Origin of the sequence: Burkholderia sp. FERM BP-3421 (genome assembly GCF_028657905.1) — a bacterium.
Lineage (GTDB): Bacteria > Pseudomonadota > Gammaproteobacteria > Burkholderiales > Burkholderiaceae > Burkholderia.
The window spans coordinates 677568-694819 of sequence record NZ_CP117781.1 but is presented as its reverse complement, the minus strand read 5'-3'; the positions used below and the strand labels follow the sequence as shown (position 1 = coordinate 694819).

The window sequence follows — 17252 nt, the reverse complement described above, 5'->3', positions numbered from 1 at the left end:
GATGCGGCGGCCGGTCGCGCTGGACGCCCAGGCGGCCGGCCTGCTGTGCATTTCTCCGGGCGCCGTCAGCCAGCCCATCCGAAACCTCGAAGACCGGCTCGCGATCCGCCCGTTCGAACGCACCGGCCGGGAGATCGTGCTGACAGGCATGGGCCGCGCACTGTTCGATCGGCTTACCGGCGGCTTCGGGGACATCGAATCAATGACGGTCGGGTCACCCGCCACGGCGACGCTCTCCGTCGTCGGCCTCGCAGCGGAGACTCATCGCCAGTCATCCGAAGCGTTCTTGCCACGACGACCTGAGCCCGCAATCGGATACGTGTTCCGCGCGACGGCCCCCATCCGCCGATGCACTCCGGCGCTCCGCATATGGGACATAACCGAGCCATCGTTGCCCACCTCGGAAAGGCGGACGCCGCGCATACCATATGAACGTGCTGCGCCGGCATCCCGCCCGACCGCCACACGATGCCATCGATCGGAATCAGCCAACCCTGGCGCGCCCGACGCACGAGACGGTGTTCCTTCCAGCACGACCATCAGGAGACGCGCCATCCCGGCAGCCTTGTCGATAGCCGCATCGCCGCACGGTTCGCCTGCTTGCACCTTCGAGCCTCGGCCTCACCTCCGCCAAGCCTGCGCCGCGCCTACAGCGCCCGTCGCAGCGCCTGCTCCAGCAGCGCCAACCCGAGATCGACCTCCTCCTCGCTGACCGTCAACGGCGGCGCGATCCGGAACACGCCGCCCATCCCGGGCAACTGGACGATATTCATGCTGAGCCCGAGGTTCATGCATTCGCGCGTGATGCGCGCGCCGAGCCCGTCCGCCGGTTCCTTCGACTTCCGATCCCTGACGATCTCCACCCCCAGCAGCAAGCCGCGCCCCCGCACGTCGCCGATGCAGTCGAAGCGTTCCATCAGGTCGAGCAGACCTCGCCTGAGCCGGTCCCCCATCGCATTCGCGCGCGCGGCCAGCCCGTCGCGCCGCACCACGTCGAGCACGCGCAGCCCGACCGCCGCCGGCAAGGGATCGGACACATGCGTCGTATAGAACAAATAGCCGCGCTCATGCGCCTGCTCCTCGAGCGCGGCCGACGTCACGACGGCCGCGAGCGGCAGCCCGGCGCCCAACGTCTTCGACAGCGTGAGGATGTCGGGCGTCACCCCGTCGCGCTCGCAGGCGAACATCCGGCCCGTACGCCCCACGCCGGTCTGCGCCTCGTCGAGGATCAGCAGCATGCCGCGCGCCTCGCAGTGGCGCTTGAGCGCCGCCATGTAGCCATCCGGCAGTTCGATGATGCCGCCCGAACTGAGAATCGGTTCGGCGATGAACGCGGCGAGACTGCCGCTCGACTGGCGATCGACGAGGTCGAACGCATAGTCGAGTTCCGCGCGCCAATCGTATTGGCCGCCGCGCTCGAAGCGCGGCCGGTACGCGGACGGCGCGGGAATCGCGAACGACCCGACGGCGGCGGGCCCCACACCCTTGCGGCCGGCGCTGTAGGTCGCCGACGCCGCGCCGCCCGTCATCCCGTGCCACGACTGCGCGAAGCCGACGATCTCGTACTTGCCGGTGACGAGCTTCGCCATGCGGATGGCGGCCTCGTTCGACTCCGCGCCGGTGCTGAGCAGCAGCGCGCGATCGAGCCCGTCGGGCGTGACCTCCGCGAGCCGGGTGGCCAGGTCGACCACCGGTCGCGACAGCATGCCGCTGAACAGATGATCCAGCCTGCCCGCGTATTCGTGGATGACCGACACGATCTCCGGATGGCTGTGCCCGAGCACCGCGCTCATCTGTCCCGACGTGAAATCGAGGATCGCCCGGCCGTCGGCGTCGTAGACGAAGCTGCCCTGCGCGCGTTCGATGATCATCGGCTCGAACACGCCGCCATAGCGGACCAGATGCTGCCTGGCGCGCTGCCAGAAGGTCGCGTCGAGATTGCGGGACATGGCGCGGCTCCGGGCCGAAATGAACATGACTTGCAGTCTAGGAGCCCCTCTGCTTTTATAGAATCGAATAGTTCTTATGCAAGGTAGAAAGGAGACTGATACCTTGGGACGTCCACTCGAAATCGACCTGCTCCGCTCGTTCGTCGTCATCGCCGAGGTGCGCGCGCTGAGCCGCGCGGCGGCCCGGATCGGCCGGACCCAGTCCGCGTTGAGCCAGCAGATGAAGCGGCTGGAGGACATCGTCGACCAGCCGCTGTTCCAGCGCACCGGGCGCGGCGTGGTGCTGACGAATCCCGGCGAGCGGCTGTTGATCCACGCCCAGCGGATCCTGCGCCAGCACGACGAGGCGCTCGCCGACCTGGGCGGCAAGGGCCTGTCCGGCACCATCCGCTTCGGCTGCCCGGACGACTACGCGGCCGCCTTCCTGCCCGCGCTGCTGCGCGCGTTCTCGCGCCGGCATCCGCACGCGCTCGTCGAGGTCGTGAGCGGACCCACGCCGCGCCTCCTCGAACACCTGGAGCAGCGCGCGGTCGACCTCGCGATGATCTCGCTGCCGGAAGACAGCGCGGACGACGACCTCATCCGCCGCGAGCAACTGGTGTGGATCGGCTACCCCGGCATGGAGCCCGCGCGCTTCGCGCCGCTGCCGCTCGCGCTCTCCGACCCGGACACGCTCGACCACCTCGCGGCGTGCGACGCCCTGCGGCGCGCCGGCCGCGACTACCGCATCGCGTATGCGAGCAGCAGCCTGTCCGGGCTCACCGCGCTGGTGCGGTCCGGGCAGGCGTTCGCCGTCATGACGCAGACCGCCGTGCCGGCGGACCTCGCGATCCTCAATGGCGATCCCGCGCTGCCGGCCCTGCCCGCCGTCGGCATCACCGTGCGGTTCGGGCGGAAGCGTCCCGCGCATCTCGTCGCGGCCTTCGCGGAACACATCCGGCTCACGCTGCCGCTGCTGTGAGCGAGGCCGCGCGCGCCCTGTCGCCGATCCGCGCTATCCCCCGCTTTCCCCCGCGCCGGGCCACCCCGCCGCGCGCCGCGCGCGGCGCCTTGCCGTCAGGTTTCGCAAACATTTTCATGTCGCGCAGGATGCAGCCGAGCAGGGTGTCCGCGGCCACGCCGAGCGGCCGCCCCGTCTTCACCAGCACGCGCGCTTTGGCGGAATCGAACAGCGGATGCGCGATCGGCAGCGCGACGAGATCCCCAATCTCCAGTTCGCGATAGGCCGCGAACGCGCCGATCAGCGTGACGCCGTCGTGCCGCTTGACGAAGTGGCGCAGCACCGCGAGCGAATTGGTGGTGAGCGCCGGGCGCAGCGACAGGTTCTCCGCGTAGGCGAGCATCTGCACGATCTGCCCGAGGCCGAACGCGGGCGGCATCAGCGCGAGCGGATACTCGGTCAGCTCGTGCGCCGCGACCGCGCCGCCGCGCACGGCGAGCGGATGCCCGGCATGCACGAGCACCACCACCGGCTGCGCCGACGTCACGAGATAGTCGACCTCCGGATGCGCGGGCGGGTTGTACGCGAGGCCGATATGCGCGCGGCTCTCGGCCACCTCCTGCAGCACGTTGTTGACCGGCAGCACGTCGACGATCACGTCGAGCTTCGGATAGCGCATGCAGAAATCGGTCAGCACCTCGTCCATCAACACATCGACGTAGCCTTCGCTGGTCACGATCCGAACCTGGCCCGATTGCAGCCGGCGCAGCGCCTGCAGGCGCTCCTCGAACAATTCCTGCTGGGAACGGCAGCCGCGCCAGTATTCGAGCAGGTGCGCGGCGGCCTCGGTCGGGCGCACGCCGCGCGCCTGACGCTCGAACAGCACGGCGCCGACCTCCTCCTCGAGCAGGCGGATCTGCCGCGTGATGACGGAAGGCGAGGTGTTGATGCTGTCGGCCGCGCCGCGGATGGAGCCGTGCGTGAGGACCTCGTGGAAGTAACGCAGGCGGCGCTGGTTCAGTTCGCGCATGTGGGATTCCCGCTTTTTATGTAGGGTGTTGCCACGCAGGCAACATTAAATCACTTAAGTTGCTCTTGCTCTGACTTTTCGTCTCTCCGACGATGGGACGACCAGACAAGATCGACAAGACGCACACGCCCGTGCCCACGCCACTGGAGAGAGACATGTCCGCCGTTCCGTCGCCCAGCCATCCCGCCGCCCCGGACAGCCCGGCCCTGCAGGCCCTGTACCGCAAGCTGGACTGGCGTCTGCTGCCGTTCCTGCTGCTGTGCTACACGTTCGCCTACCTCGATCGCGTGAACATCGGCTTCGCGAAGCTGCACATGCAGGGCGCGCTCGGGTTCTCCGACGCGGCCTACGGGCTCGGCGCGGGCATCTTCTTCCTCGGTTACGTGCTGTTCGAGATTCCGAGCAACCTGATGCTGCCCAGGATCGGCGCGCGCCGGACCATCAGCCGGATCATGGTGCTGTGGGGGCTGACGTCGGCGGGCATGATGTTCGTGCGCGACGAAACCACGTTCTACCTGCTGCGCTTCCTGCTCGGCGTGTTCGAGGCCGGCTTCGCGCCCGGCATGATCTTCTATCTGACCTACTGGTACGGCCCGCGCCGCATGGCGGGCGTGATGGCCGTCGTGATGCTGGCCGGCCCGATCGGCGGCATCGTCGGCTCGCCGCTGTCGACCTGGCTGATGACCGCGTTCGACGGCGCGCACGGCCTCGCGGGCTGGCAATGGATGTTCGTGGTCGAGGGCCTGCCGTGCGCGCTGCTCGGCCTGTTCGTGTTCAAGGTGCTGGCCGACCGGCCGGCCGACGCGGGCTGGCTCAGCGAGCAGGAGAAACGCCTGCTCGCCGCCGAACTGCGCGCGCCCGGCGCCGGCCACCATTCGTTCGGGCAGGTGGCGCGCGATCCGCGCGTCTACCTGCTGGCGTTCTCCTATTTCACGATCATCTGCGGGATCTACGCGGTGAGCTTCTGGCTGCCGTCGATCCTCAAGGCCGACGGCGTGGCCGACACCATGCAGATCGGCTTCTACTCGATGATTCCCTACCTCGGCGCGGCGTTCGCGATGCTCGTCATCGGCCGCCGCTCGGACCGGCGCGGCGAACGCCGCTTCCACAGCGCGGTGCCGGCGCTCGTCGGCGCGCTCGCGCTCGGCGCCGCGACCTTCGCGGGCGGCCATCTCGCGTTCTCGCTGATCTGCATGACGATCGCCACGGCCATGGTTTGGGCGGCCTACACCGTGTTCTGGGCGATCCCGTCGCAATACCTGAAGGGCGACGCGGCCGCGGGCGGCATCGCGCTCATCAACACGATCGGCCTGATCGGCGGCTTCCTGAGCCCGACCCTCATCGGCGAGATCCGCACCGCGACCGGCAGCATGCAGGCCGGCCTGCTGGTGATGGTGGCGCTGCTGATCGCGGGCGCGGCGGTGCTGGTCCTGAACCGCCTGCCCACGCAAGGCCATGCGACAGGCTCGGCGACAGGTCCGGCCTGATGCCGCCGGCCCGCCCCGATCGCGACACCGACACCCTGCACGCGCGGCCGCCGGCCGCGCGGACGACTTCAACCATGACGCATCCCGCGCGCTTCCTGGAATCTGTCTCATGACCACACGCATCCTGATTGCCGGTTTCCAACACGAAACCAATACCTTCGCGCCCTCGAAGGCCGCTTATGCGAACTTCGAGCGCGGCGAGGGCTTTCCCGCGATGGCGCGCGGCGCGGACGTGCTCGCGCTGCGCGACGTCAACATCCCGGCCGGCGGCTTCATCGCCGCGGCGGAACGGCGCGGCTGGACGCTGCTGCCGGTGATCTGGGCGGGCGCGAGCCCGTCGGCCCACGTCACCGAGGACGCGTTCGAGCGTATCGCCGGTGAAATCGTCGACGCGGCGCGGCGCGGCGGTTACGACGCGATCTATCTCGACCTGCACGGCGCGATGGTCGCCGAGCATACCGACGACGGCGAGGGCACGCTGCTGGAACGCGTGCGCGCGGCGGTCGGGCCGGGCCTGCCGGTGGTCGCCTCGCTCGACCTGCACGCCAACGTGACCGGCCGCATGCTCGACGCGGCCGATGCGCTGGTGGCCTTCCGCACCTATCCGCATGTGGACATGGCCGAGACCGGCGAGCGCGCGGCCGTGCTGCTGCAGCGCCTGCTCGACCGGCGCGCGCAGGGCGGCCGCACGCTGCATCGCGACGCGCGCCGGCTGCCGTTCCTGATTCCGATCAACGGCATGTGCACGCTGGTCGAACCCGCGCGCGCGATGTACGCGCGGCTCGCGGCGCTGGAAGCCGACGGCGTGGCGTCGCTGTCGTTCGCGCCGGGTTTCCCGGCGGCCGATTTCCCGGAATGCGGCCCGGTGCTGTGGGGCTACGGAGACGATGCCGAGGCCGTCGAATCGGCGGTGCGGACGCTGTACGACAAGATGCTGGCCGACGAAGCCGCGTGGCAGGTGCCGTTCCTGTCGCCCGACGAAGCGGTGCGGGAAGCGATGCGGCTCGCGGAAGGGGCCGACAAGCCGGTGGTCATCGCCGACACGCAGGACAATCCCGGCGCGGGCGGCGATTCCAACACGACGGGGCTGTTGCGCGCGCTGCTGCGCAACGGCGCGCGCGACGCGGCGATCGGCCTGCTGTGGGATCCCGCCGCGGTGGCGGCGGCGCAGCGCGCCGGGGTCGGCGGCTTCGTCGAGCTGGCGCTCGGCGGCTCCGGCGTGCCCGGCGACACGCCGCTGCTGGGGCGCTACGAGGTCGTGACGCTGTCCGACGGCGTGTGCCGCTACGACGGGCCGATGATGAACGGCATGCTGGCCGACGTGGGCCCCGTGGCCTGCCTCAGGATCGACGGCGTGCGGATCGTGGTGAGCGGCGGCAAGGCGCAGATGCTCGATCGCAACCTCTATCGCGTGGGCGGTATCGAGCCCGAAGCGATGAAGATCCTCGTCAACAAAAGCTCGGTGCACTTCCGCGCCGATTTCCAGGACATCGCGCACGCGGTGCTCGTCGCGAAGGCGCCCGGCCCGATGCAGGCGGATCCCGCCGACCTGCCCTGGACCCGGCTCGCGCCGGGCATGCGGATGAGGCCGATGGGCGAGGTGTTTTCGGGGTAGCGTGCGCGCGGGTGGGCGAGGTCGGGTCAGCGATATCGGCGCGCGGCAGGCGGCGGCGTGCCGTTTCATCGCGAAATCCGGCCGGTCGTGCATGCCGACCCGCGGCATGCACCGTCGATCCGGGCGGTGGTCGATTCCGTCATGGAGCGAGTGGCGCAGACGTTTGCCGGAAAGGCCGCGCCGTGGCGGGCCTGGCCCGTATCGGCGGCGGAACGCACGCGGGCTAATCCCCCGCGAGCAACGCGCCACGATCTCTTCCGCCGACACGGCTTCCCGCATCAGGGTTCGCCGCTCCATCCACTCGAAACGCCCCGACTCGATCGCCTTGTGGCGGATCACCACGCGTTGGCGGCACGCGATCAGTTCCGCGTCGGCGAGCTTCTTTCCGGCCTGTGCCCGTCGATCGTCCACCAGCACGCGCAAGCCTCTCGCCTGGAGTTCGTGCCGCAGCGCTTCCGCGACCGTCCGATGCGCCTCACGCTCCCAGTCGATGACCGTGAGGACGACGTCGAACGCGTTGAACGAGGCGCTCCCCCGGAAGCCGCGCGCGTCGCGCTGACGTTCGAGCAGCAGCATGACGAGACGCGACACGCCGCAGCCGAAACACGCCATCCTGACGAATGCATCCCTGCCGTTGACCAGCCCCATGGCCCGCGAGTAGCGATCGCCGAGATCGAAGATGTGCGCGCATTCGAGCGTCCTGCGTCCATCGATTTCATCCTCGCCCAGTTCGCTGAGGACATGAAATTCCTCCGAGCCCTGACCGCCGATCTCGCCGTTGTCGCTCGACGTCACGATCGCCTCCAGCCCGAGCCGCGCGAGGATGCGGCCGTACGCCTCGCGCACGGTCCCATACATCGCACGGGCGTCGGCTTCCGTGGCGTTGAACGTGTAGGCGTCTTTCATGATGAACTCCTTGGCCCTCGCCAGTCCGCACGCGGGTGCGAAGCTCGTCGCGGTACTTGTTGCCGAACTGGTACAGGGCCAGGGCCATGTCCGTCCTGTTGTAGTGGGTCTTGACCATTTGCGTGGCCAGTTCCTCGCACGTCGCGCCAAGGCAGAGCAGTCGTCCGGAGCGATTGGCGAATCGCATCATTTCCGCACCGTAGGCATCGAACCGACCGCTCCGCCGCCAGAGATCGGCATCCTGCGACAGGCTCAGCTGGACTTCACAGAAGCCGGCGTATTCCATTTCCTCGCGCACGATGCGCTCGACGCACCGCTGCGCGCGCAGGCCCAGCGACAGCCACGAGTAGAGTCCTGCCGCGTCCTGGTGAATGAAGCACGCCTTGCGGGCAAGATCGACCAGTTCGAGCTTGGCGTTGTCTTGCTCGAAGAAACGATTGGAAAAGAATTGCTGTGAGAATTTCATGTGTCGCTCCGGGTTTTGCATTCAGAAAGAAACTGAAATGAAAAAACGCCCGCAAGGGCGTCCGGATCGTCGATTCTCGTGCGAGGCGCGGGGTCAGCCTGCCCCACACGCATCTTGAGCCTCCGAACGAACGCCGGCCGCCATTGCGGGCATCGGTGGTCGATGTGGGAGATGCGTCAAGAAGTTCATGGCGTGGGGCTGGCGAGTTCCGGTGGCGTGTGAAGGATCGCGGGGCGATGCCGGTTGGCACCGTATACCCGTCCGGCTACCCTGCCCGAGGTTCGACACAATCGCAAGCCTGTGGTGAAATCGCCCGACCACCTTTCCTCCACACCGGGCCTCTGCGCAGGCTTCCGGCCAACCGGGCAACCCGATGACCGACAGACGCATCCGCCGCGCCGTGCGGGACGACGTCCCCCTGCTCCGCCAGATCCGCCGGGACGCCATCGACTACAAGCTGAGCCGCGGCGATGCGGTCTGGGGCAAGACGGGCTGGAGCGAAACCGATGCGCACGCGCGTCTCGACCGGGGCGGCTGGTTCATCATCGAACAGGACGGCGTGCCGGCCGGCATCCTGTCGCTCCAGTGGGACGACGAGGAATACTGGGGGCCGCAGGCGCCCGACGCCGGCTACCTGCACAACCTCGGCATCCGCAACGGCCTCCATGGGCTCGGGCTCGGCAGCTACGCCGTCGATTGGTGTGCGGCGCAGGTGCGCGCGAATCATCGCAGCCGGCTCAGGCTCGATTGCGATGCGAGAAACGAGAAGCTCTGCGCATACTACGCGTCGCGGGGTTTCCGGCAGGTGAAGGTCATGCCGCTGCCTTCGGGTTATGTGGCGTCGCTTTATGAACGCAACGTGGGCTAGGGCCTGTGCGGAAGTGCGATCCGAGGCTGCGGGTTCCGGTCTCGAGGTTGCACTTTCCCATTCCTTACCCTAAAGTAAGGAAAACGGAGAACCGTCATGACGAAAGCAACCATTACATCGAAGGGCCAGGTCACGATCCCGGTGGATGTGCGCAACGAGCTTGGGCTGGAGTCCGGTGACCGGGTCGAATTCAGCCTCAACGAGGCCACGGGCCGGTACGAGGTCTATCCCGTCACGCGCTCGCTCGCCGCGCTCAAGGGCATCGTGAAGAAGCCCGCCAAAGCGGTGTCGATCGACGACATGAACCGCGCCATCGCCGACCAGGGGGCATCCGCACGATGATCGGCCTGGATACGAACGTCCTGGTCCGCTACTTCGCGCAAGACGACGCTGCGCAGTCCAGGAAGGCGACGGCCCTCATGGAATCGCTGTCGGCGGAAGAGCCGGGCTATGTTTCACAGGTCGCACTGATCGAGATCGTGTGGGTGCTCGCGCGCTGCTACGACGTCGAACACGAACAAATGGAGGACATCATCGACGCGATGATCGGCACCAAGGAGCTGATCATCGAAGGCGCCGAAACGGTGCGAAAGGCGCTTCGCGTGTTCGGCGCCTCGGGCAAGGCGGATTTCGCGGACTGCCTGATCGAGCAGTCCGGGCATGTCGCCGGCTGCGAATACACGGCGACTTTCGATGTCGCGGCCTCGAAGGTCGCGGGAATGCGCTTGATCAAGTAATCGCGGCGCGAGCCGTTGCACGCCGCCTGAAAAAAGCGGCGTCGTACTCCCGCACGACGCCGCCCCCGGCACGCGGCGCCCGCCGGACTCACTCCCCGCTCAGCGCTGCGCGACCTGGTCCCGCTTCGCCTCGCCCGCCATCGGCGCGGCCGCCGCATTCCCCCAGCCGCCGCCCAGCGCGCGGATCAGATTGACCGTCGACACCGCCTGCGTGCCCGTCAGCTCGTTCGATTGCAATTGCGACACCAACACCGAACGCTCGCTGTCAATCACATCCAGGTAGCTGACCTCGCCTTCCTGATACTGCGTGCGCGACAACTTGGCGGCGCGCCGCGACGCATTGACCGCGTCGTCCTGCGCGCGGATCTGGTCGTTGAGCAGCCTCAGGTCCGCGAGGTTGTCCTCGACTTCGCGGAACGCCACCAGCACCTGCTGCCGATAGTTCGCGACCTGCTCGTCATACTGCGCGCGCGCCTGCGCCACGCCCGCGCTGCGCCGTCCGCCGTCGAACAGCGGCAAGGTCAGCGCCGTGCCCGCGAACGGCCCGAGCAGGAAAGTGCGGCTCGTCCACATGAACAGGCTGCCGAGCGTGGTCGCCTCGTAGCCGAACGCACCCGTGATGTCGAGCTTCGGGAAATACGCGGACTTCGCCAGCCCGACGCGCGCGTTGGCCGCCGCCATCGCCCGCTCCGCCGCCGCGACGTCCGGCCGCCGCTCCAGCAGCGCCGACGGCAAGCCCGACGGAATCGTCACGCCGACGGGCACGATCGGCGTTTCCTTGAACGCGAAGTCGGCCGGCGCCTTGCCGAGCAGGATCGCCAGCGCATGCTCGGATGCCGCGCGGCGCCGCGCGACGCCGATCGCATCCGATTGCGCGGTCGCCAGTTCGTTCTTCGCACGCGACACATCCAGCTCACTGATATCCCCTTCGCTGAAGCGCCGCTGCACGAGCTTCAGCGCCTCTTCGCGCAGCGTGACGGTGCGCCGGTACAGGTCCTGGTCCGAATCGAGCCGGCGCAGCTCGAAGTAGTTCTGCGCGACGTCGGCCTGCAATGCAAGCTGCACCGAACGGAACAGCGCCTCGCTCTGCGCGGCGTCCGCGCGCGACGCCTCGACGTTCCGCCCCACCCGTCCGAACAGGTCGGCCTCATACGACACCGTGCCCTGCGCGCGCCACAGCGTCGCGTTGGTCGGGCCGGTGCCCTGCGGCTGGAACTGCGACGCCGACGACAGCCCTTCGCGCGTCGGCCCGAAACCCGCGCCGATCTGCGGGAACCATTGCGAGCGCGCCGCGCGGGTCGCCGCGCGCGCTTCCTCGACCCGGGCGGCGGCCGCCTTCAGGTTCTGGTTCGCATCGAGCGCCTGCTGTTCGAGCGCATCGAGCACGGGGTCGCCGAACACTGTCCACCATTCGCCGCGATGCGCGGCGTCGGCCGGCTCGGCAGCCTTCCAGCTGCCGGCCTGCTCGCCCGGCGCGAGCGCCGGCGCTTCCTTGAACGCGGCGGGCGTCGTGACGTCCGGCCGGTGATAATCCGGCCCGACCGCGCACGCGGCCAGCAGCGAGACCAGCAGCGCACTCGCGCCCGCGAGCTTTGCGACGCGCAGCACGCCGCGCACCATGTTGTTGTCGTTCATCATTCTGTCCTCAAGCATCGGCGGCCGGCACGCCATAAGCCGCTGAATCCTTCTGCGCGACGTGGATCTTGCCGCCCGCCAGCGTGCGCAGCACCACATAGAACACCGGCGTCAGCATCAGGCCGAACAGCGTCACGCCCAGCATCCCGAAGAACACCGCGATCCCCATCGCATGACGCATCTCGGCGCCCGCGCCCGTCGACAGCACGAGCGGCACCACACCCATGATGAATGCGATCGACGTCATCAGGATCGGCCGCAGGCGCAGCCGGCTCGCCTCGATCGCCGCTTCGAGCGGGGTCTTGCCGTCATGCTCCTGCTCGCGGGCGAATTCGACGATCAGGATCGCGTTCTTCGCCGACAAGCCGACCAGCACCATCAAGCCGATCTGCGTGAAGATGTTGTTGTCACCCTGCGTGAGCCACACGCCCGTCAGCGCCGACAAGATGCTCATCGGCACGATCAGGATCACCGCGAGCGGCAGCGTCAGGCTTTCATACAGCGCGGCCAGCACCAGGAACACCAGCAGCACGCTGATCGGGAACACCCAGAACGCCGAGTCGCCCGCGAGGATCTGCTGATACGTGAGGTCGGTCCACTCGAACTTCACGCCGCGCGGCAGGGTCTGCGCGGCGATCCGTTCGATCGCCGCCTGCGCCTGCCCCGACGAGTAGCCGGGCGCGGGCCCGCCGTTCACGTCGGCGGCGGTGTAGCCGTTGTAGCGCACCACCATTTCCGGCCCGAAGGTCGGCGACACCGTCACGACCGACGACAGCGGCACCATCTCGCCCGCCGCATTGCGGGTCTTGAGCTGGAGGATGTCGTCCGCGCGCTGGCGGAACGCCGCGTCCGCCTGCACCCGCACCTGGTAGACGCGGCCGAAGCGGTTGAAGTCGTTCACGTACAGCGAGCCCAGGTAGATCTGCATCGTGTCGAACACGTCGGTCACGTTCACGCCTAGCTGTTTCGCCTTCACGCGATCGAGGTCGACGTTGAGCTGCGGCACGTTGATCTGGTAGCTGGTGAACAGCGGCCCTAGCTCGGGCGCTTCCCGCGCGCGCTTGATGAAGTCGTTGGTCGCATCCGCCAGCCGCGCGTAACCCACCGCGCCGCGATCCTCGACCTGCAGCTTGAACCCGCCGAGCGTGCCGAGCCCGAGCACGGGCGGCGGCGGGAACACCGCGACGAACGAATCCTTGATGCCCGCGTACTGCTGGTTCAGCGCACCCGCGATCGCGCCCGCCGACAGCGCCTTGCCGTGCCGATGGTCGAACGGCTTCAGCGTGACGAACACGATGCCCGCGCTCGAACTGTTGGTGAAGCCGTTCACCGACAGCCCCGGGAACGCCACCGCGCTCTCGACGCCCGGCTGCTTGAGCGCGATCGCGCCCATCTCGCGGATCACCTTCTCGGTGCGGTCGAGCGACGCGCCGTTCGGCAGCTGCGCGAACGCGATCAGGTATTCCTTGTCCTGCGCGGGCACGAAGCCGCCCGGCACCACGCGCGAAACCAGCAGCGTCGCGCCGACCAGCACCACGTACACGCCGAGCATCACCGCCTTGCGCGACAGCACGCCGCGCACGCCGCGACCGTAGTGCTCCGAACCGCGCTGGAACACCTTGTTGAAGCCGCGGAAGAAGCCGCCGAACACGCGGTTCATCACGCGGGTGAGCCAGTCTTCCTTGTCGCCGTGACCCTTGAGCAGGATTGCCGACAGCGCGGGCGACAGCGTCAGCGAATTGAACGCCGAGATCACCGTCGAGATCGCGATCGTCATCGCGAACTGCTTGTAGAACTGGCCCGTCAGGCCCGACATGAACGCGAGCGGCACGAACACGGCGACCAGCGTCAGCGCGATCGCGATGATGGGCCCGCTCACTTCCTGCATCGCCTTGTAGGTGGCGGCGCGCGCGCTCAGGCCGCTCTCGATGTTGCGTTCGACGTTCTCGACCACGACGATCGCGTCGTCCACCACGATCCCGATCGCGAGCACCATCCCGAACAGCGACAGCGCGTTGATCGAATAGCCGAACAGCAACAGCAGCGAGAAGGTGCCGATGATCGACACCGGCACCGCGATCAACGGAATGATCGAGGCGCGCCAGGTCTGGAGGAACACGATCACCACGATCACGACGAGCGCGATCGCTTCGAGCAGCGTGTGCACGACCGCCTTGATCGAGGAGCGCACGAACTGCGTCGGGTCATAGACGATGCGGTAGTCGACGCCGGCCGGGAAATCCTGCTTCAGCTCGGCCATCGTCTTGCGCACCTGGTCGGAGATCGCGAGCGAGTTCGCGCCCGGCGACTGGTTGATCGCCATCGCGACCGCCGGCTTGTTGTCGAGCAGCGAACGCAGCCCGTACTCGGACGCATCGAGTTCGATGCGCGCGATGTCGCGCAGATGCGTGACGCCGCCGTCGGGCGCGGTCTTCACGACGATGTCGCCGAATTCGCCCTCGGTCTGCAAGCGGCCGCGCGCATTCACCGACAACTGCAGCGGCGTGCCCGGCAGCGACGGCGACGCGCCGATCACGCCCGCCGCGACCTGCACGTTCTGTTCGCGGATCGCCCTCACGACGTCGTCGGCCGTGAGGTTGCGCTGCGCGACCTTCTGCGGATCGAGCCACACGCGCATCGCGTAGTCGCCCGAGCCCCACAGCTGCACCTGGCCCACGCCCTGGATCCGCGACAGCCGGTCCTTCACGTTGATCAGCGCGTAGTTGCGCAGGTAGGTCATGTCGTAGCGGTTGTCCGGCGAGATCAGGTGGACCACCATGGTCAGCGTCGGCGAGCTTTTCACGGTCGTCACGCCGAGCCGCTGCACGTCCTCGGGCAGGCGCGGCAGCGCCTGGTTCACCCGGTTCTGCACGAGCTGGGTGGCCTTGTCGGGATCGGTGCCGAGCTTGAACGTGACGGTGATCGTCAGGTTGCCGTCGCTGTTGGCCTGGGACTGCATGTACAGCATGTCCTCGACGCCGTTGATCTGCTCTTCGATCGGCGATGCGACCGTTTCGGCGATCACCTTCGGGTTCGCGCCCGGATACTGCGCCTTGACGATCACGGATGGCGGCACGACTTCCGGATACTCGGAAATCGGCAGCATGAACATCGCGATCACCCCGCCGAGCAGGATGATGACCGACAGCACCCCTGCAAAGATCGGTCGATCAATGAAAAATTTGGATATGTTCATGGAAAGCTCTATCGGATAGGGCGCGCCGGCACGGCGCGCCCGGATCAGCAGTGCGGGCGGATCAGGACTTGGCCGCCGCCGGCGCGCCCTGCGCCGCCGCGACCGGGGTGGCGGGCGCATCCTCGCCGCCCGTCATCGGCACGAGATGCGGCTTCACCTGCTCGCCGGGCCGCACCAGCTGCGTGCCGCGCACCACCACGCGGTCGCTCGCCTGCAGGCCGCTGACGATCACGCGCTGGTTGCCGTGCTGCCCGCCCACTTGCACCTCGCGATACGACACGCGCCCCTGCCCGTCGACCACGAACACGAACTTCTTGTCCTGGTCGGTGTTGACCGCCGCGTCGTCGACGAGCAGCGCCGGATGCGGCGCGCTGCCGCCCACCTTGATGCGCGCATACAGGCCCGGCACCAGCATGCCGTCCGCATTGTCGAAGCGCGCGCGCACGCGGATCGTGCCCGACGACGCATCGAGCCGGTTGTCGACCGAATCGATCGCGCCGCGGCGCGAATAGCCGCTCTCGTTCGCGAGCCCCAGCTCGACCGGCACCTGACGGCCGTCCTTCGCACCGTTGATGTATTGCAAGTAGGTCTGCTCGTCGGCGTCGAACGACGCGTAGATCGGCGACACCGAGACCAGCGTGGTCAGCGGCGCGGCCGATGCGCCGGCCGACACCACGTTGCCGACGGTGATCTCCGCGCGCGACACGCGGCCCGCGACCGGCGCGACGATACGCGTGTAGCCGAGGTTGATGCGCGCGGTTTCGAGCGCGGCGGCGGCCGCTTTCAGGTTCGCGTTCGCTTCGCGCGCGCCGTTCTGCTTCTCGTCGTAGTCGCGCTTCGCAATCGCGTTGTCGCCGATCAGGCGCTGCGCGCGCTGCCAGTCGCTTTGCGCGTAGCCGTCGCGGGCCTGCGCGGCGGCGAGCTGCGCGGCCGCGCGGTCGACCTCGGCCTGATACGGGCGCGGGTCGATCACGAACAGCGTGTCGCCCTTCTTCACGAGCGCGCCGTCCTTGAAGTTGACCGAGACGATCGTGCCGGCCACCTGGGGCCGCACGTCGACTTTCTCGACCGCCTCGAGGCGGCCCGAATAGCTTTGCCAGTCGGTCACCGTCTTCGCGAGAACCGTGGCGACGTCGACTTCGGGCGGAGGCGGCGCCGACTTGTCGGGCGCGCTCGCGTTCACGCGGATCGCGCTGAAGGCGCCGAAGCCGGCGACCGCGACGGTCGCCAGCGCGGCGGCCGCGAGGCGGGCGCGGCGGGAGTGCAGGATAGCCATGAAGATCTCCAGTAGCGTGATTGGAATGGAATTCAGGAACGGGCGTGGAAGCGGCACTGGAAGAAGCGCGTCGCCTCCAGCAGCGCGGGCGGGTGATCCGCGAGGGCCGCGTGCGTGGTGTCGGGGAAGCGCATGACCTGAGTCGGCACGCCCGCGTCGATCAGGCAGGCCGCGTACTTCTCGGCCTCGACGTGCAGCACGTCGTTCTGTGCCGTGACGACGAGCGTCGGCGGCAGCCCGGCAAGCCGCACCGATTCGAGCGGCGCGGCGTACGGATGCATGCGCTGCAGGGGTTGCGGCAGGTAGGCGCGATAGCACGCCGCGCAATCGCGCGCGGTGATGTCGGACGCGAGGCGCTGCTCGTCGCCGATCCGCGTCATGCTCGGATCGAGCATCGGGCCGAACAGCGCCTGCGCCGTGATCGGCACCTCGCCGCGATCGCGCGTGATGAACGCGAGGCAGTTCGCGAGTTGACCGCCCGCGTCATGGCCCGCCACCGCGATCCGGCGCGGATTGCCGCCGAACGCGCGGGCGCGGGCCTCGACCCAGCGCGCGGCGCAGAACGCGTCCTCCGGCGCGGCCGGGAACGGATAAGCCGGCGCGAGCGAATAATCGACCGAAACGACGAGCGCCGGCAGATGCTCGGCCAGGAAGCGCGCGGCGAAATCGGCGTCGGCGAGCGAGCCGCGCACGAAACCGCCGCCGTGGAAATACAGCACGATCGGCAGCCCGGTCTTGTCGGGCCGCCGGTACAGGCGTAATACGATGTCTTTCGCATAGCCGCCGATTTCGACGTCGGTGACCGCGAGCGCCCCGCGTGCACGCGCTTCTCCGCCCCACGGGGAGGTCGGCGGAAAGCGTAAGTCGGATCCATTCATGGCAGATGAGGCGGCAGCGCGCATTCATTTCAAGATGGATCGCATTCTGGATCCGTGCGCCATCGAGATAAATCCCGACAATCCGTCAACACAATTCAATGCATCTGAACAATCGACGGCGGGAGGAAGGATGCGCGGGGGGCGGCCGGGCGGCGTTCCCTTGGGCGGGAACCGGCGCGGCGCCCGTCCGGGTGCGCGGCGCGCGGCGGGTGCGTCGCCGACGCGGACCGAGGCGGCCGCCCGTCAGCGGTAACGGTCCGCGATCGCGC

Annotated in this window: 14 protein-coding genes and 1 pseudogene; 8 read left to right on the top strand and 7 right to left on the bottom strand. The window is 68.3% G+C overall.

Annotated elements, in window-relative coordinates:
• The first annotated feature begins 1 nt into the window (after window position 1).
• A complete protein-coding gene (locus Bsp3421_RS06220) occupies window positions 2–712 on the top strand; it encodes a LysR family transcriptional regulator (RefSeq protein WP_273997466.1) in 711 nt (236 codons plus the stop codon).
• On the opposite strand, the gene Bsp3421_RS06215 is transcribed toward Bsp3421_RS06220, so the two are convergent.
• Entirely contained in the window at window positions 648–1949 is a 1302-nt protein-coding gene (locus tag Bsp3421_RS06215) for an aspartate aminotransferase family protein (RefSeq protein WP_273997465.1), read from the bottom strand. The two genes, Bsp3421_RS06220 and Bsp3421_RS06215, sit on opposite strands and share 65 nt — an antisense overlap.
• Before the next feature lie 103 nt (window positions 1950–2052).
• Here Bsp3421_RS06215 and Bsp3421_RS06210 point away from each other — a divergent pair, with 103 nt between their 5' ends.
• Entirely contained in the window at window positions 2053–2910 is an 858-nt protein-coding gene (locus tag Bsp3421_RS06210) for a LysR family transcriptional regulator (RefSeq protein WP_273997464.1), read from the top strand.
• On the opposite strand, the gene Bsp3421_RS06205 is transcribed toward Bsp3421_RS06210, so the two are convergent.
• A complete protein-coding gene (locus Bsp3421_RS06205) occupies window positions 2891–3919 on the bottom strand; it encodes a LysR family transcriptional regulator (RefSeq protein ID WP_273997463.1) in 1029 nt (342 codons plus the stop codon). The two genes, Bsp3421_RS06210 and Bsp3421_RS06205, sit on opposite strands and share 20 nt — an antisense overlap.
• A 155-nt stretch (window positions 3920–4074) precedes the next feature.
• Here Bsp3421_RS06205 and Bsp3421_RS06200 point away from each other — a divergent pair, with 155 nt between their 5' ends.
• Both Bsp3421_RS06200 and Bsp3421_RS06195 read left to right on the top strand, forming a co-directional pair.
• Window positions 4075–5406 (top strand): MFS transporter, encoded by a 1332-nt coding sequence (locus Bsp3421_RS06200; RefSeq protein ID WP_273997462.1) that lies wholly within the window; start codon window positions 4075–4077, stop codon window positions 5404–5406.
• A gap of 109 nt (window positions 5407–5515) precedes the next feature.
• Window positions 5516–7021, top strand: a complete 1506-nt coding sequence (locus tag Bsp3421_RS06195; RefSeq protein ID WP_273997461.1) for a M81 family metallopeptidase — start codon at window positions 5516–5518, stop codon at window positions 7019–7021.
• A 300-nt stretch (window positions 7022–7321) separates the two neighbouring features.
• Here Bsp3421_RS06195 and Bsp3421_RS06190 read toward each other — a convergent pair.
• Window positions 7322–7927, bottom strand: a pseudogene (locus Bsp3421_RS06190) (aminoacyl--tRNA ligase-related protein); the annotation flags it as partial.
• Between Bsp3421_RS06190 and Bsp3421_RS06185 the strand changes: the two are divergent.
• From Bsp3421_RS06185 to Bsp3421_RS06170, 4 genes are all read left to right on the top strand, one after another.
• Window positions 7926–8384 (top strand): hypothetical protein, encoded by a 459-nt coding sequence (locus Bsp3421_RS06185; protein ID WP_273997460.1) that lies wholly within the window; start codon window positions 7926–7928, stop codon window positions 8382–8384. The pseudogene Bsp3421_RS06190 and the gene Bsp3421_RS06185 sit on opposite strands and share 2 nt — an antisense overlap.
• 382 nt (window positions 8385–8766) lie before the next feature.
• A complete protein-coding gene (locus Bsp3421_RS06180) occupies window positions 8767–9261 on the top strand; it encodes a GNAT family N-acetyltransferase (RefSeq protein ID WP_273997458.1) in 495 nt (164 codons plus the stop codon).
• A 96-nt stretch (window positions 9262–9357) separates the two neighbouring features.
• Window positions 9358–9603 carry an AbrB/MazE/SpoVT family DNA-binding domain-containing protein gene (locus Bsp3421_RS06175; RefSeq protein WP_273997457.1) on the top strand — a complete coding sequence of 82 codons (246 nt, stop codon included), beginning with the start codon at window positions 9358–9360 and terminating at the stop codon, window positions 9601–9603.
• Entirely contained in the window at window positions 9600–9998 is a 399-nt protein-coding gene (locus Bsp3421_RS06170; protein WP_273997456.1) for a PIN domain-containing protein, read from the top strand. The genes Bsp3421_RS06175 and Bsp3421_RS06170 overlap by 4 nt, the downstream gene beginning before the upstream one ends.
• Before the next feature lie 99 nt (window positions 9999–10097).
• Here the strand turns inward: Bsp3421_RS06170 and Bsp3421_RS06165 are convergent, their stop codons facing one another.
• The 4 genes from Bsp3421_RS06165 to Bsp3421_RS06150 form a co-directional block, all read right to left on the bottom strand.
• Window positions 10098–11633, bottom strand: a complete 1536-nt coding sequence (locus Bsp3421_RS06165; protein ID WP_273997455.1) for an efflux transporter outer membrane subunit — start codon at window positions 11631–11633, stop codon at window positions 10098–10100.
• Between the two features lie 10 nt (window positions 11634–11643).
• Entirely contained in the window at window positions 11644–14829 is a 3186-nt protein-coding gene (locus Bsp3421_RS06160) for an efflux RND transporter permease subunit (RefSeq protein WP_273997454.1), read from the bottom strand.
• 61 nt (window positions 14830–14890) lie between these two features.
• The gene (locus Bsp3421_RS06155; RefSeq protein WP_273997453.1) at window positions 14891–16105 is read right to left on the bottom strand and encodes an efflux RND transporter periplasmic adaptor subunit; all 1215 of its coding nucleotides are present in this window, start codon (window positions 16103–16105) and stop codon (window positions 14891–14893) included.
• Between the two features lie 32 nt (window positions 16106–16137).
• Window positions 16138–16983, bottom strand: coding sequence for an alpha/beta hydrolase (locus Bsp3421_RS06150; protein ID WP_252983913.1), 846 nt, complete (start codon window positions 16981–16983; stop codon window positions 16138–16140).
• Between the last annotated feature and the right edge of the window lie 269 nt (window positions 16984–17252).

Excerpts from the sequence above, each read along its gene's own strand:
- Bsp3421_RS06165 (WP_273997455.1), bottom strand. The coding sequence starts at position 11,633 with ATGAACGACAACAACATGGTGCGCGGCGTGCTGCGCGTCGCAAAGCTC.
- Bsp3421_RS06195 (WP_273997461.1), top strand. The coding sequence starts at position 5,516 with ATGACCACACGCATCCTGATTGCCGGTTTCCAACACGAAACCAATACC.
- Bsp3421_RS06155 (WP_273997453.1), bottom strand. The coding sequence starts at position 16,105 with ATGGCTATCCTGCACTCCCGCCGCGCCCGCCTCGCGGCCGCCGCGCTG.
- Bsp3421_RS06205 (WP_273997463.1), bottom strand. The coding sequence starts at position 3,919 with ATGCGCGAACTGAACCAGCGCCGCCTGCGTTACTTCCACGAGGTCCTC.
- Bsp3421_RS06170 (WP_273997456.1), top strand. The coding sequence starts at position 9,600 with ATGATCGGCCTGGATACGAACGTCCTGGTCCGCTACTTCGCGCAAGAC.
- Bsp3421_RS06160 (WP_273997454.1), bottom strand. The coding sequence starts at position 14,829 with ATGAACATATCCAAATTTTTCATTGATCGACCGATCTTTGCAGGGGTG.
- Bsp3421_RS06185 (WP_273997460.1), top strand. The coding sequence starts at position 7,926 with ATGATGAACTCCTTGGCCCTCGCCAGTCCGCACGCGGGTGCGAAGCTC.
- Bsp3421_RS06215 (WP_273997465.1), bottom strand. The coding sequence starts at position 1,949 with ATGTCCCGCAATCTCGACGCGACCTTCTGGCAGCGCGCCAGGCAGCAT.
- Bsp3421_RS06220 (WP_273997466.1), top strand. The coding sequence starts at position 2 with ATGCGGCGGCCGGTCGCGCTGGACGCCCAGGCGGCCGGCCTGCTGTGC.
- Bsp3421_RS06200 (WP_273997462.1), top strand. The coding sequence starts at position 4,075 with ATGTCCGCCGTTCCGTCGCCCAGCCATCCCGCCGCCCCGGACAGCCCG.
- Bsp3421_RS06150 (WP_252983913.1), bottom strand. The coding sequence starts at position 16,983 with ATGAATGGATCCGACTTACGCTTTCCGCCGACCTCCCCGTGGGGCGGA.
- Bsp3421_RS06175 (WP_273997457.1), top strand. The coding sequence starts at position 9,358 with ATGACGAAAGCAACCATTACATCGAAGGGCCAGGTCACGATCCCGGTG.
- Bsp3421_RS06180 (WP_273997458.1), top strand. The coding sequence starts at position 8,767 with ATGACCGACAGACGCATCCGCCGCGCCGTGCGGGACGACGTCCCCCTG.